The sequence below is a fragment of the Methylocystis sp. NC52PC genome, from assembly GCF_055698645.1.
In genome coordinates, this window is the sequence record NZ_CP170127.1 from 3,109,022 (window position 1) to 3,122,494 (window position 13,473).

At 67.3% G+C, this 13,473-nt stretch carries 14 protein-coding genes; 13 read left to right on the top strand and 1 reads right to left on the bottom strand.

The window, feature by feature from the left end:
- The first annotated feature begins 51 nt into the window (after positions 1–51).
- The 11 genes from dgt to serS all read left to right on the top strand — a co-directional run bounded on the left by dgt (position 52) and on the right by serS (position 11,526).
- Positions 52–1,368: a dGTP triphosphohydrolase gene (gene dgt / locus ACETII_RS17135; protein WP_472786318.1), complete on the top strand. Its 1,317-nt coding sequence runs from the start codon at positions 52–54 to the stop codon at positions 1,366–1,368.
- Positions 1,369–1,451: 83 nt separating this feature from the next.
- A complete protein-coding gene (argS, locus tag ACETII_RS17140; RefSeq protein ID WP_472786319.1) occupies positions 1,452–3,233 on the top strand; it encodes an arginine--tRNA ligase in 1,782 nt (593 codons plus the stop codon).
- Between the two features lie 80 nt (positions 3,234–3,313).
- Positions 3,314–4,705 carry an SPOR domain-containing protein gene (locus ACETII_RS17145; protein ID WP_472786320.1) on the top strand — a complete coding sequence of 464 codons (1,392 nt, stop codon included), beginning with the start codon at positions 3,314–3,316 and terminating at the stop codon, positions 4,703–4,705.
- A gap of 93 nt (positions 4,706–4,798) precedes the next feature.
- On the top strand, positions 4,799–5,803 hold the full coding sequence (nagZ, locus tag ACETII_RS17150; RefSeq protein ID WP_472786321.1) for a beta-N-acetylhexosaminidase: 1,005 nt from the start codon (positions 4,799–4,801) through the stop codon (positions 5,801–5,803).
- Positions 5,804–5,812: 9 nt separating this feature from the next.
- Entirely contained in the window at positions 5,813–6,406 is a 594-nt protein-coding gene (locus tag ACETII_RS17155) for a Uma2 family endonuclease (RefSeq protein WP_472786322.1), read from the top strand.
- Positions 6,407–6,546: 140 nt separating this feature from the next.
- Positions 6,547–7,356 (top strand): segregation and condensation protein A, encoded by an 810-nt coding sequence (locus ACETII_RS17160; protein WP_363347958.1) that lies wholly within the window; start codon positions 6,547–6,549, stop codon positions 7,354–7,356.
- A 15-nt stretch (positions 7,357–7,371) separates the two neighbouring features.
- Positions 7,372–8,124, top strand: coding sequence for an SMC-Scp complex subunit ScpB (gene scpB, locus ACETII_RS17165; RefSeq protein WP_472786323.1), 753 nt, complete (start codon positions 7,372–7,374; stop codon positions 8,122–8,124).
- Between the two features lie 144 nt (positions 8,125–8,268).
- The gene (locus ACETII_RS17170) at positions 8,269–8,499 is read left to right on the top strand and encodes a twin-arginine translocase TatA/TatE family subunit (RefSeq protein WP_363347962.1); all 231 of its coding nucleotides are present in this window, start codon (positions 8,269–8,271) and stop codon (positions 8,497–8,499) included.
- A 96-nt stretch (positions 8,500–8,595) separates the two neighbouring features.
- Positions 8,596–9,099, top strand: coding sequence for a twin-arginine translocase TatA/TatE family subunit (locus ACETII_RS17175; RefSeq protein ID WP_472786324.1), 504 nt, complete (start codon positions 8,596–8,598; stop codon positions 9,097–9,099).
- Positions 9,096–9,884: a twin-arginine translocase subunit TatC gene (gene tatC, locus ACETII_RS17180; protein WP_472786325.1), complete on the top strand. Its 789-nt coding sequence runs from the start codon at positions 9,096–9,098 to the stop codon at positions 9,882–9,884. The genes ACETII_RS17175 and tatC overlap by 4 nt, the downstream gene beginning before the upstream one ends.
- A gap of 301 nt (positions 9,885–10,185) precedes the next feature.
- Positions 10,186–11,526, top strand: coding sequence for a serine--tRNA ligase (gene serS / locus ACETII_RS17185; RefSeq protein WP_472786326.1), 1,341 nt, complete (start codon positions 10,186–10,188; stop codon positions 11,524–11,526).
- A 62-nt stretch (positions 11,527–11,588) separates the two neighbouring features.
- Here the strand turns inward: serS and ACETII_RS17190 are convergent, their stop codons facing one another.
- Positions 11,589–11,876, bottom strand: a complete 288-nt coding sequence (locus ACETII_RS17190) for an SH3 domain-containing protein (RefSeq protein WP_363347970.1) — start codon at positions 11,874–11,876, stop codon at positions 11,589–11,591.
- Positions 11,877–12,006: 130 nt separating this feature from the next.
- On the opposite strand from ACETII_RS17190, the gene surE reads away from it, so the two are divergent.
- Complete coding sequence (gene surE / locus ACETII_RS17195) at positions 12,007–12,780, top strand: 5'/3'-nucleotidase SurE (RefSeq protein WP_363347972.1); 774 nt, start codon at positions 12,007–12,009, stop codon at positions 12,778–12,780.
- Positions 12,777–13,457 (top strand): protein-L-isoaspartate O-methyltransferase family protein, encoded by a 681-nt coding sequence (locus ACETII_RS17200; RefSeq protein WP_472786327.1) that lies wholly within the window; start codon positions 12,777–12,779, stop codon positions 13,455–13,457. Before surE ends, ACETII_RS17200 begins: the two co-directional genes overlap by 4 nt.
- Positions 13,458–13,473: the final 16 nt, after the last annotated feature.

Sequence of the window (13,473 nt, forward strand, 5' to 3'; positions counted from 1 at the left end):
CGCTGCAACATAGGTCCGTCGATCGGGCCTTTCAACGACTGGAGCCCAACCGTGGCGCTGCGCCTGCCTCTCGCGCCTTACGCCTGCGACGCTGCGCGGTCCCGCGGGCGGCTGTACGCCGTGCCGGCGTCGCCGACCCGCTCCGAGTTCCAGCGCGACCGCGATCGCATCATCCATTCGACCGCTTTCCGGCGGCTGGCGCATAAGACGCAGGTTTTCGTCCCGCTCGACGGCGACCATTTCCGCACCAGGCTCACCCACACGATCGAGGTGGGGCAGATCGCCCGAGCGCTGGCCCGGGCGCTCGCCGCCGACGAGGATCTCGCCGAAGCGGTGGCCCTCTCCCACGATCTCGGCCACACCCCGTTCGGCCACGCCGGCGAGGAGGCCCTCGAAGCCTGCATGAAGCCCTATGGCGGCTTCGACCACAACGCCCAGGCGCTGCGAGTCGTCACCCTGCTCGAGCGCCGCTACGCCGATTATGACGGCCTCGACCTGACTTGGGAGGCGCTCGAGGGGATCGTGAAGCACAACGGGCCGCTTGTGGCGGCGGCGCGGGAGGGGGCAGGCGCAGGCGGCTCCTTCGAGACGCCGCCTTCGGCGGCTCCTCAGGATGAGGGCGAGACGCCGCCTTCGGCGGCTCCTCAGGATGAGGGCGAGACGCCTTCGGCGGTTCGTCAAAGTGACGGCGGGGCGCGCATTTTCCGGCCGGTGTCGCCCTATATCCTGGAATTCGACGCGCTCTATCCGCTCGAGCTTTCGACTTTCGCCGGCGTCGAAGCGCAGGCGGCGGCGCTCGCCGACGACATCGCCTATATCGGCCACGATATCGACGACGGACTGCGGGCGGGGTTGTTTTCACTGGAGGCGATCGCCGCCGGGTCGCCCTTCGTCGCGGGTCTCCTGGCGGAGATTGACAGGAAACACCCTGGCCTCGACCGCGGCCGTGTAATCCACGAACTCGTGCGCCGGGTCATCACCGGCTTCGTGGAGGACGCCATTGCGACGTCCCGCGCCCGACTCGAGCGCTTCGCCCCCCGGAGCGCGGCCGACGTACGCCGGGCGGCCGGGGCGATGGTCGCCCTCTCGCCGCAGATGATCGCCGCCGAGCGCGACCTCAAGCGTTTCCTCTTCGCCAATATGTATCGGCACGCGCGCATCATGGGGGTGTGGGAGCGGGCGCGGGACGCGATTTCGCGCCTGTTCCCGGCGTTTCTGGAGACGCCGGCGCTGATGCCCCCCGAGTGGGCGAGCCTCGCCGAGGCGCAGCAGGGCGCGGCGCGGGCGGTGGTGGTGGCGGATTATATCGCCGGCATGACCGACCGCTATGCGCTCGGGGAAGTCAAGCGGCTGTTCGGGCCGCGCTGAGGCTGAGAGCGCGAAGAAGGTGCGCGCCCGCGCGGCCTCTGCTAAACCCCCGCCAACCCCATTCCGACCGCTTCCGGACCTCTATGAACATCTTTGACATCTTCCACGACCGCATCGCCTCGATTCTCGAGGGCATGACCGCCGACGCCCGCCTGCCGGCGCTCGATCTGAGCCGTTTCGTGGTGGAGCCGCCCAAGGACCCGGCGATGGGCGATCTCGCCTGCAATGCGGCGATGGTTTTCGCCAAGGAGGCCAAGGGCCATTTCGCCAGCCCGCGCGCGCTGGCGACGGAGATCTGCTACGAGCTGGCGCAGTCCGAGGGGGTCGCGACGGCGGAAGTGGCGGGGCCGGGCTTCATCAACATCCGCCTGAACCCCGAGATTTTTGCGACGGTGCTGCGCGCCGCGCTGAACCGGCCGGAGAGTTTCGGCCGCGTCGAAAAGGGCAGGGCGGGCGCGCTGCAGGGACGGGTGAACGTCGAATATGTCTCGGCCAATCCGACCGGGCCGATGCATGTCGGCCACGGCCGCGGGGCCGTCTTCGGCGACGCTCTCGCCAATCTCCTGGACTTCTCCGGCTGCGAGGTGACGCGCGAATATTACATCAACGACGCCGGCGCCCAGGTCGACGTCCTCGCGCGCTCGGCCTTCCTGCGCTACCGCGAGGCGCTCGGCGAGACGATTACGATTCCCGAGGGCCTCTACCCCGGCGATTATCTCAAGCCGGTCGGCGCCGCGCTCGCCGCAGCGCACGGCCGCGAGCTCGTCGACAAGCCGGAGAGCGACTGGCTCCCGATCGTGCGCAGCGAAGCCATCGACGCCATGATGGCGATGATCCGCGCCGATCTCGCGGCGTTGAACATCCGTCACGACGTCTTTTTCTCCGAGCGCACGTTGCATGATCGTTCGCAGGGGCCGTCGAAGATCGACGCCGCGATCGACTGGCTGCGGGAGAAAGGCCTCGTCTATGAAGGTCGCCTGCCGCCGCCCAAGGGGCAGCTTCCGGACGACTGGGAAGACCGCGAGCAGACCCTGTTCAAGTCCACCGACTTCGGCGACGACGTCGACCGCGCGCTGAAGAAGTCGGACGGCTCGCCGACCTATTTCGCCGCCGACATCGCCTATCACAAGGACAAGATCGACCGCGGCTTCGACACGCTCGTCGACGTCTGGGGCGCCGACCATGGCGGCTATGTGAAGCGCATGAGCGCCGCCGTCGCCGCGCTTTCCGGCCGCAAGGCGACGCTCGACGTGAAACTCTGTCAGCTCGTGAAGCTGATGCGCGCCGGCGAGCCGGTGAAAATGTCCAAGCGCGCCGGCGATTTCGTGACCTTGCGCGAAGTCGTGGACGAAGTCGGCGTCGACGCCGTGCGCTTCATGATGCTTTATCGCAAGAATGACGCGCCGCTCGACTTCGATCTCGCCAAGGTCATCGAACAGTCGAAGGACAATGCCGTCTTTTACGTGCAATACGCCCATGCGCGCGCGAAATCCGCGCTTCGGCAGGCGCTGGCGGCGTTTCCCGATCTCGACGTCTCCCGCGAGGCGCTCGCTTCGGCGCGGCTTGATTTGCTCCGTGACGAGGGCGAGACGCAGCTCGCGCGCATGATCGCGCAATATCCGCGGGTGATCGAGGCGGCGGCGGCCGCCCATGAGCCGCATCGCGTCGCTTTCTACCTGCACGAGCTGTCGAGCGTCTTCCACGCGCATTGGAACCGCGGCAAAGATCAGCCACAATTACGCTTTGTTAATGCAACCGAGAGAGATTTAACGAGCGCCCGGGTTGCTTTGGTATTAACCTTAAGCATTGTCCTGGGGTCGGGCCTGAGGCTTCTCGGCGTGAGCGCCCCCGACGAAATGCGTTGACGCGCGACCTCTGTCTCTCGGTCACATGCGTGAACGCGCTCGCAGCCTGCTCCAGCCCGGGAAGACGATCGAGGTGTTTTATGCGTGAATCGTCCGTCAGAGGTCCCGCCATCGACCTGAGCGAGTTCGAGCGGCGCATGCGCAGCCGCGAAACCAAGCCGCCGGCGCCGAAATCATCCGATCCGTTGAGCGAACTTGCCCGGTTGATGCAGGGCGAGAACGCGGCCGACCCGCTGGGAAAGATTCTCCCCGATCCGCGCGCCGCGGCCCGGCCGACGCCGCCGCCGCCTCCCCTCCGGCCTGTCGCCCCGCCGCCGCCGCCGCTGCGCCCCGCGGCTCCGCCGCCGCCCCAGCCTTCGGCGGCGCCGCCGCAATGGGAGGCGCCCTTGCGCGGGTCCTATGACGCCGCGCCGCAGGTCGCGCCGGAGGGACGCTACTATGAGGACGAGCGTCGCGCGCAGGCGCATTATGCGCCGCACCAGGAGCCGGCCCATCAGGAGCACGGCTACGCCGAGCCGGGCTACGGCCAAGAGGATTACGGCCACGGCTACCACGGCGGCGCCGAGGGCGGCTGGGCGGATGACTCCGAATATCTCGATTATGGCGATGACGACTCCGAGCAAACGCCCGGCGGCATTCGCCGTTTCTTGAAGCCCTGGCACGCCGCCGCCGCCATTGGCGTCGTCGCAGTCATCAGCATCGCCTGGGGCTTCCTGCACCGCAACGGCGTCGGCGGCTCGAAGGAGATCGCTGTCATTACCGCGCCGGAAGGCCCGGTCAAGGTGAAGCCCACTGCGGAGACGGACGAGGACGCGCCCAGTAAGCAGGGCGCCGCGGTGCTCGACCGAAAGGAGCCGACCCCGGTCAAACAGGTCGTGACTCGCCAGGAGCAGGCGGTCGACCCGTCGGTTCAGCCCAAGGTCGTCACGCTCGGCGACGGGCCGGTGGACGCGCCGCACGAGCCGCCGCTCGGCGCCCAGCCGCGCAAGGTCAAGACCGTGACGGTGCGCCCCGACGGCAGCCGCGCGGACGACGTTCCCCTGCCGCCGGCCGCCGTCGAAAACGTCGAGGCGCCGCCTGTCGACGCCGCCCCCAAGGGCGCCACGCCCAAGCCGCAAACCAAGCCCGCCACGACAGCGCAGGCGCCGAAGCCCAAGCCGGCGCCGAAGGTCGCGGCCGTCGAGCCGCCGCCGGCAGCCGGCGAGGAGGACGGCGGCGCCGCTGCGCCGAGCGCTTCCTCGAGCGGGACCTACGCCGTCCAGTTCGGCGCCGCCGGCAGCGAGGAAGAGGCGCGCATGCTTCTCAAGAGCGTCTCCCAGAAATATGGCGTGCGCGCCACCTTTAAGCCCGCCAAGGTCGGGGACAAGATGGTCTATCGCGTCCGTGCGGCCGGGCTGAGCAAGGACAACGCCAACGCCGTCTGCAACAAGGTGAAAGCCAGCGGCGGCAATTGCTTCGTTGCGGGGAACTGAAGCCAGCCCGCCATTGCGACGAGCGCAGCGACGCGCTCCGGGGCGGCAAGGCCCCTTTGGGGCTCACCATGACGATCAACGCCGGATACGCCCATGCGCGCCTTCATCTGCGGCCTGAAGGGCCTCACCCTCGACGCCGACGAGCGGGCCTTCCTGCGCGAGGCGTCGCCCTGGGGCGTCATCCTGTTCCGTCGTAACGTCGAAAGCCGGGAGCAGGTCGCGCGGCTGACCGATGAGGCGCGCGGCGCGCTCGGCCGATGCGCGCCCGTGCTGGTCGATCAGGAAGGCGGGCGCGTGCAGCGCCTCACGGCGCCCAACTGGCGCGCCTATCCGAGCGCCGCGCGCTTCGAGGCCGCCGGCGCGACCGCCGCCGTGGCCGAACGCCTCGCCTGGCTCGGCGCGCGGCTGATAGCGCATGACCTGCGCGAGGTCGGGATCGACGTGGATTGCCTGCCGGTGCTCGACGTGCCGGCCGAGGGCTCGCACGCCGTCATCAGCGACCGCGCCTATAGCGCCGACCCGGCGCGCGCGGCGAAACTCGGCCGAGCGGCGGCGGAGGGCCTGATGGCGGGCGGCGTGGCGCCGGTCATGAAACACATCCCCGGCCATGGCCGCGCCAGAGCCGACAGCCATCTCGAGCTTCCCGTGGTGGAGGCGAGCCGCGCTGAGCTGGAAGCCGTGGACTTCCCGCCCTTTGCCGCCAACGCCGATCTGCCCATGGCGATGAGCGCCCATGTCGTCTACACGGCGATCGACCCGACGGCGCCGGGGACGCAGTCGAAGACTGTCGTCAACGACGTCATCCGCGGCCTGATCGGCTTCGACGGCCTGCTGATGACCGACGATCTCTCCATGAAGGCGCTGACCGGCTCTTTCCGCGAACGCGCCGAACGGGCCATCGCGGCGGGTTGCGACATCGTTCTCCATTGCAACGGCGATCTCGCCGAGGCGACCCCGGTCGCCGAGGGCGCGCCGCTTCTCGCCGGCAAGGCGCTGGCGCGGGCCGAGAAGGCGCTCGACTGCGCGCGGGCGGTTGAGCCGTTCGATGTGGCTGCGGGCCTCGCCGAATTCGGGGCGGCGATGGGCGTGGTGGCGTAACGCGAGGCGATGGCGCGCCTCATCTCGCCGCGCTATCCTTCCTGCATGACCGCCGCCGCCCTTCCGAACACGCGCATGAGCGTCGAAGAATTTCTCGCCTGGTCACAGACGCAGGCCGGACGCTATGAGCTTGTGGGCGGCGAGGTTCTCGCCCAGGCGTCCGAACGGGCCGCTCACGCGAAGATCAAGGGCCGGGTCTATCTCGCCCTGCACAACGCGATTCGAGCCAAGAGCTTGCCTTGCCACGCGCTTCCCGACGGCATGGCTGTGCGCATCGAGGCCGATACGGTTTTCGAACCCGACGCCCAAGTCTATTGTGGGCCAGAGCTGCCTTCGGACGCGATCTTCGTCGAGAGTCCCGTCGTTGTCGTCGAAGTGCTCTCGCCCTCGACCGGCAAAAATGACGCGCTGCGCAAGCTTGCCGCCTATTTCAAGCTGCCGAGCGTGGCCCATTATCTCATCGTTTCGCCGGATTCGCGGCTCGTCTTCCATCACGCACGCGGGCAGGGGACGACAATCCTGACGAAGATCATCCGCGACGGCTCGATTGTTCTCGATCCGCCGGGCCTGGAGATTTCGCTCAGCGACCTCTACGGAGAGTAGCAGACGCGGTTTTCCACCCCTCTATCTTGTGGATGAAGCGTCCAATGGCCACGCGGCGCTTGCGGGCCCGCTGTAAACCGCACAATCTCCGATCCGGCAGGGCGAATAAATGGTAAACTGCCCAAGTCGCCGGAGAATCAATGGCCCAGGAACTCTCCTTCGATCTGTCCGACGAACCGCGCGCGGAAAGCGAGGCTTTTCTCGTCGACGTCGACGGATTCGAGGGGCCGCTCGATTTGCTTCTGGAGCTGGCGCGGCGCCAGAAGGTCGATCTCGCCCGTATCTCCATTCTGGCGCTGGCCGAGCAATATCTCGCCTTCATCGAGGCCGCGCGCCGCGTCCGGCTTGAGCTTGCCGCCGATTATCTCGTCATGGCGGCCTGGCTCGCCTTTCTCAAATCGCGGCTGCTGCTGCCCGAACAGCCCAAGACCGGCGACGAGCCCTCGGCCGCCGATCTCGCGGCGGCGCTGGCCGAGCGGTTGCGCCGGCTGGAGCTCATTCGCCTCGCCGCCGACAAGCTCACCCAGCGCGCCCAACTCGGCCGCGACATGTTCCTGCGGGGCGGGCCGGAGGGGCTGGAGACCGTCTCGCAAGCCAATTATCAGGCGAGCCTCTTCGATCTTCTCTCGGCCTATGCGCGGCAGCGGCAGAAGACGGCCGTGTCGCGTGTCGTGCTCAAACAGCGCGCCGTCTGGTCGCTGGCCGAAGCGCGCGAGGCGCTGGAGCGTCTCGCCGGCGTCGCCGCCGAATGGACCGTTCTCGACGATTTTCTGCTGCAATATTGCGTTGACATGCAGACGGCGCGGACGGTTCGGGCCTCTTCCTTCTCGGCCTCGCTCGAGATGGTGCGGGAGGGGTATTTCGACATTCGCCAGGACCGGCCCTTCGCGCCGCTGTGGGTGCGCCGCCGTGCGCCGCAGGCGGAGCCGGCGGCGGGCCCCGCGCTCTAACCAGGAGGACGCGCATTGGCGCAGCCCGCGGAAAAAGTTGAACTCTTCGACGTCAACAGCGACGAGGCGCTGGCGCGCAACGAGGTTGCGCTGCGCGAGGCTGAGCGAATCGTCGAAGCGATGCTGTTCGCCGCGGCCGAGCCGCTGGACGAATCGGAGATGGCCCGCCGCATCGCCGAGGGCGTCAGCCTCGAGCAGACGCTCGAGCGCCTGCGCGCCCATTACGCCGGCCGCGGCGTCAACCTCTCTCGCGTCGGCAAGAAATGGTTTTTTCGCACGGCGACTGACCTCAACTGGATTCTGGCCCGCGAGCAGGTGGAGGAAAAGAAACTCTCCCGCGCCGCCCTGGAGACGCTGGCCATCATCGCCTATCACCAGCCGACGACTCGCGCCGAAATCGAGGAAATCCGTGGCGTCGCCATCTCCAAGGGCACGCTCGACACGCTGCTGGAGACCGGCTGGATCCGCTTGCGCGGCCGCCGCAAGGCGCCCGGCCGGCCGATCACCTATGGCACGACCGACGCGTTCCTGATGCATTTCGGGCTGGAGCAGATCGGCGATCTGCCGGGCCTCGACGAGCTCAAGTCGGCGGGCCTCTTCGACGGCCGCCTGCCAAAGGGCTTCGGCGTCCCGCAGCCTTCGGACGACACGGCGCTGCGCGACGACGAAGAGCCGCTGGAGGATGCGGCCCCTGAGCTCCTCGAAATGGAGTTCCCGGAGGAGCCGGAGGCCCCTGAGGTCCCCGAACCGCTCAACGACGACGGTTAAACGCCGCCCACGAGGCGGGCGCGAGCGGATCGGCCGAAAAAGCCGCCGCCGGCGTCGTCTCGCCTTGTTTTTGGGTGGCGGGCCGCATAGGTTCCCCGTCAGCTTCGGGCCGCGCGGCCCTTCACGCATTCGGAGGTTCCCGCCATGGGCGGTCTGTCGATCTGGCATTGGATCATCGTCGGCGGCGTAGTGTTCATCCTGTTCGGCGGGAAGTTCAAAATCTCGGACGTGATGGGCGACGTCGCCAAGGGCATCAAGGCTTTCAAGAAGGGCATGGCCGAGGACGACACGGCCGAGGCCGCGAAGCCAGTTGACACGACAGTCGAGCGCCGCGCCATCGAGGCCGACAAGTCGCCGGACGGCAACAAGGTCTAAGAGGGCGGCGGAAGCGCGAGCGGCCTTCCCCTCAGCCGGGCCCTCTCCGGAGACGGAGGAATGGGCTCGGCGCCACGCCCAGTCCCGGATTGAGAAATGTTCGACTTCGACGCCGGCAAACTCATCGTCATCGGCATTGTCGCGCTCATCGCGATTCCCTCCAAGGATCTGCCGCGCGTGTTGCGCACCCTCGGACAGGCGACGGGACGCATGCGCCGCATGGCGGCTGAATTTCAGGGCCAGCTGATGGACGCCCTGCGCGAGGCCGAAATCGCCGATCTCAAGAAGGAATTCGACGAGACCAACCGCAACATCATGAGCAGCGTGAAGCTCGATGGCGCCTTCGATCCGTTGACCGAGGCGCGCAAGCAGATCACGCAGGCGGTCGAGGAGGGCGGGAAGCCTCATCCTGAGGATCTGCACAGCGGTGTCTCGAAGCCTCATCCTGAGGAGCCGCGTAGCGGCGTCTCGAAGGAAGCGCAAGGCGACGCCCCTCCGGCCGCATCCTTCGAGACGCGACCTGCGGTCGCTCCTCATGAGGGCGCCAGTGGGGCGGGCGTAGAGGTTGGGGGCGAATCCGAAAAGAAGGCCGCGCCATGAACGAGGCCGACGAGGCGGAGATCGAGGCCAGCAAGGCGCCGCTCATCGAACATCTGATGGAATTGCGCGAGCGCCTGATCAAGGCGCTGCTCGCTTTCCTGGCGATGTTCATCCTCTCCTTCTTCTTCGCCAAGGACATCTACAATATCCTCGTCATTCCCTATACGCAGGTGGCGGGGGCGGAGGCGCGGCTGATCTATACGGCGCCGCAGGAATATTTCTTCACGCAGATCAAGGTCGCGCTGTTCGCGGCGGCTTTCCTCTCCTGTCCGATCGTTTTCTCGCAGCTTTACGCTTTCGTCGCGCCGGGCCTCTATCGCCACGAGCGTGCAGCCTTCCGGCCCTATCTCTTCGCGACGCCGGTCTTCTTCGCGATCGGCGCGCTGGTCGTCTATTTCCTCGTGATGCCCAATCTGCTGCGCTTCTTCATCGGCATGCAGCAGGCCAATGAGCCGGGGCGGGCGCAGATCGAACTCTTGCCCCGCGTCTCCGAATATCTGTCGCTGATCATGACGCTGGTGCTGGCTTTCGGCGTCGTCTTCCAGATGCCGGTGATTCTCACGCTGCTCGGTCACGTCGGAATCGTTTCGTCGCAGTTTCTCGCCGAAAAACGGCGCTATGCGATCGTCATTGTCTTCGTCGTCGCGGCAATTCTGACGCCGCCCGATGTCTTTTCCCAGCTTGCGCTCGCGCTGCCGGGCATGCTGCTCTACGAGGCGTCGATCTATTCGGTGCGGCTGGTCGAGAAGAAGCGGGCGGCGGCGGCCGCGGCGACGCAGGAGTAGCCCCGGCGTCCTGGCCGGGCTTGTCCCGGCCGCCTACGCCGAGACGCGGCGGCAATCTTGTCAGCGGCGTGCGGCGCTTCACCATCAGCCGCGGCGACAACGCGCCCGCTTGACCCCCCTTCGCGGCTGCGAGACAAAGGCGCCCGAACGCCCCGCCGTCATGGCCGGGCTTGTCCCGGCCACCCACGTCGAGATGCTGCGGCGCTCTCTCGGAATGCCGCCTTCGCGGCGCAGCGTGGATGCCCGGCGCAAGGCCGGCATGACGCATTGACCTTTCGACTTCGAGCGCCGGTGGCCCGACATGTACGACATCAAATGGATTCGCGACAACGCCGAGACCTTCGACCGCGGCCGCGCGCGGCGCGGGCTGGACCCGATTTCGGCGCAGCTCTTCGCCTTCGACGACGCCCGCCGCGCGGCGATCGCCGAATTGCAGAAGGCGCAGGAGCGCCGCAACGCCGCCTCCAAGGAGATCGGCGCCGCGATGAAGGCGGGCGACAGCGCCAAAGCCGAAGCGCTGAAGGCGGAGGTCGCGCAAATCAAGGAGACGTGGCCCCAGCTTGAAGAGTCGGAGCGCTACGCCATCGCCGAGCTCGACGCGGCGCTCGCCAGCATCCCCAATACGCCGCTCGACAGCGTTCCCGACGGCAAGGACGAAAACGACAATGTCGAAGTGACGCGCTGGGGCACGCCGCGCGCCTTCGACTTCACGCCGAAAGAGCATTTCGAGATCGGCGAAGGGCTCGGACTGATGGACTTCGAAACGGCCGCCAAGCTTTCGGGCGCGCGCTTCGTCGTCAACAAGGGGCCGCTCGCGCGGCTCGAACGCGCTTTGGCGCAATTCATGCTCGATCTGCACACGAACGATCATGGCTATGTCGAGGTCGCGCCGCCGTTGCTCGTGCGCGACGACGCCATGTTCGGCACGGCGCAACTGCCCAAGTTTCGCGAGGACCAGTTCTCGGTGACGGCTGGCCGCCAGGTGGCGACGGGCCAGCCCGACGCGAGCGAAGCGCTCGTGCCGACAGCCGATTATTGGCTCATCCCCACGGCCGAAGTGCCGCTCACCAATCTCGTGCGCGAGTCGATTCTCGACGAGGCGCAGCTGCCGATGCGCATGACCGCCGGCACTTATTGCTTCCGCGCCGAAGCGGGCGCCGCTGGCAAGGATACGCGCGGCATGATCCGCCAGCATCAGTTCTACAAGGTGGAGCTCGTCTCGATCACGACCCCCGAGCAGTCGCTCGAGGAGCATGAGCGCATGACCGGCTGCGCCGAGAAGGTCTTGCAGGCGCTGGAGCTGCCCTACCGCAAGGTCGCGCTCTGCACGGGCGACATGGGCTTCGCCTCGCAGAAAACCTATGATCTCGAAGTGTGGCTGCCGGGGCAGGGCAAATATCGCGAAATTTCATCCTGCTCGGTCTGCGGCGATTTCCAGGCGCGGCGCATGGGCGCGCGGTATCGCGACGCCGACGGCAAGCCGCGCCATGTGCATACGCTCAACGGCTCCGGCGTCGCCGTCGGCCGCGCCCTGGTCGCCGTCCTGGAAAATTACCAGGAGGCGGACGGCTCGGTGACGGTGCCGCTCGTGTTGCGGCCGTATATGAGCGGCCTCACCCACATTGCGCCAACAGCGCGGTGAGCGGCCGTTCAGGGCCGGCGTCGGCGCGGCCCGGCCCTGACGTGCGCCGTCGCCGCAAGGCGTCAATAGGGCAGGCTGGACCCGTAATGACCCGGCGCGGGCGTCCCTGCGACCACGAAGGGCGCTTGGACATAGCCCACCAGGCCGCCATATGAGACCCGGCACCAGGAGCGGCAGGAGTTGGCGTCGATGGGCGCGGAAGCGGGGATGACGGCGACGACCGGGCTGCCGCTCGACGGAAGCGCATGCATGGGCATCGCGGCCGAGACGGTGGCGGGATAGGCCCCGGCGGCGCCGATCGAAGCGGCGAGCGCCGCAGCAACGAACAGAGGCGTAAGGTTTGAAGGCATTCCAAGCTCCCTCCGCATCGCCCAGCGCCCCAACCGATGTAGGGCGCCGTTGGGGGTCTGTCGCCGAATCGGTGCAGAAAGACCGCCTCCCAATGTCGCTCCGCGGCGCTCTGCCGGAGGTATCAGCCTGATGCGCATTCTCCTCACCAATGACGACGGCATCCACGCCGAGGGCCTCGCCGTCGCGGAGCGGATTGCGCGCCAGCTCACGGACGACATCTTCGTCATCGCGCCAGAGTTCGAGCAGTCGGGCGTGGCGCACTCGCTCTCGCTCAACGATCCCCTGCGGCTGCGAGAAATCTCCCCGCGTCATTTCGCCTTGAAAGGGACGCCGACGGATTGCGTCATCATGGGCGTGCGCAAGATCATGCTCGACCATCCGCCGGACCTCGTCATTTCCGGGGTCAACAGCGGCCAGAACATCGCCGAGGACGTCACCTATTCGGGCACCATCGCCGGCGCGATGGAGGCGACGATTCTCGGCATTCCGGCCATCGCGCTGTCGCAGGTCTACGACTTCTTCGCCGGCCGCCGCGTGGTGCGCTGGGAATGCGCCGAGGCGCATGGCGTCGCCGTCGTGCGAAAGCTTCTCGACGTTGGCATTCCGCGCAACGTGCTGATGAACGTCAACTTCCCCAATTGCGCGCCGCAGGAGGTCAAAGGCGTCGCCGTCACCATGCAGGGCCGGCGCAGCAACGATTTGATGAGAATCGAGGACCGGAAAGACGGTCGCGGCAATCCCTATCACTGGATTTCCTTCCAGCGCGGCAATTTCACGCCCGGGCCGGGGACGGATCTGCTGGCGGTCGACGAACACAAGATCTCGATCACGCCCTTGCAGCTCGATCTCACCGACCATCCCTCGGTGACTCGGCTCGCCGCCGCTTTCGAGGCCGAGTCGTGAGCGATCACGAGGCGGCCGGCGGCGGCGTCGAGGAGCGCGCCGCGCTGCTCCTCGCGGTGCGCCGGGCCGGCGTGCGGGACATTTCGGTCATGCGCGCGATCGAGGCTGTGGCGCGCGAAGACTTCGTGCCGTATCGCTATCGCGATCTCGCCAATCGCAACATCTCTCTGCCGCTGGGTTGCGGGCAGACCATGTCGCGCCCTGCGGGAATGGCCCGGCGCATCGAGGCGCTGCACGTTGGGCGGGGCCATCGTGTGTTGGAAATCGGGACGGGCTCCGGCTACGGGACGGCGATTCTCGGCCGGCTGGCGAAGGAAGTCGTGTCGCTCGAACGTTTCGCGACGCTCGCCATCGAGGCGGCGCGACGCCTCGAGGGGCTCGGCGTCGACAATGTGCGGGTGATCCAGGCCGATGGGCTTTCGCCAGATCCCGAGCTCGGCGTCTTCGACCGCATCCTTCTGCAGGCCGCGCTTGCCGCGCCGCCCAAAGACCTTCTCAGCCGCCTCGCGCCCGACGGGACGCTCGTTTACGTTTTGAGCGAGAAAAAGGCAGGCGAGAAGCGTCCGCGTCAACGGTTGATTAAGCTAGATTACAATGAACGCGGCGCCTTGCACGAAACCGATTTAGGGCCGCACAGCCTTGGCGTTGCAGCGTTTGGCCTTGCGAAATCATTGTAAACGCATGGTTGCTCAA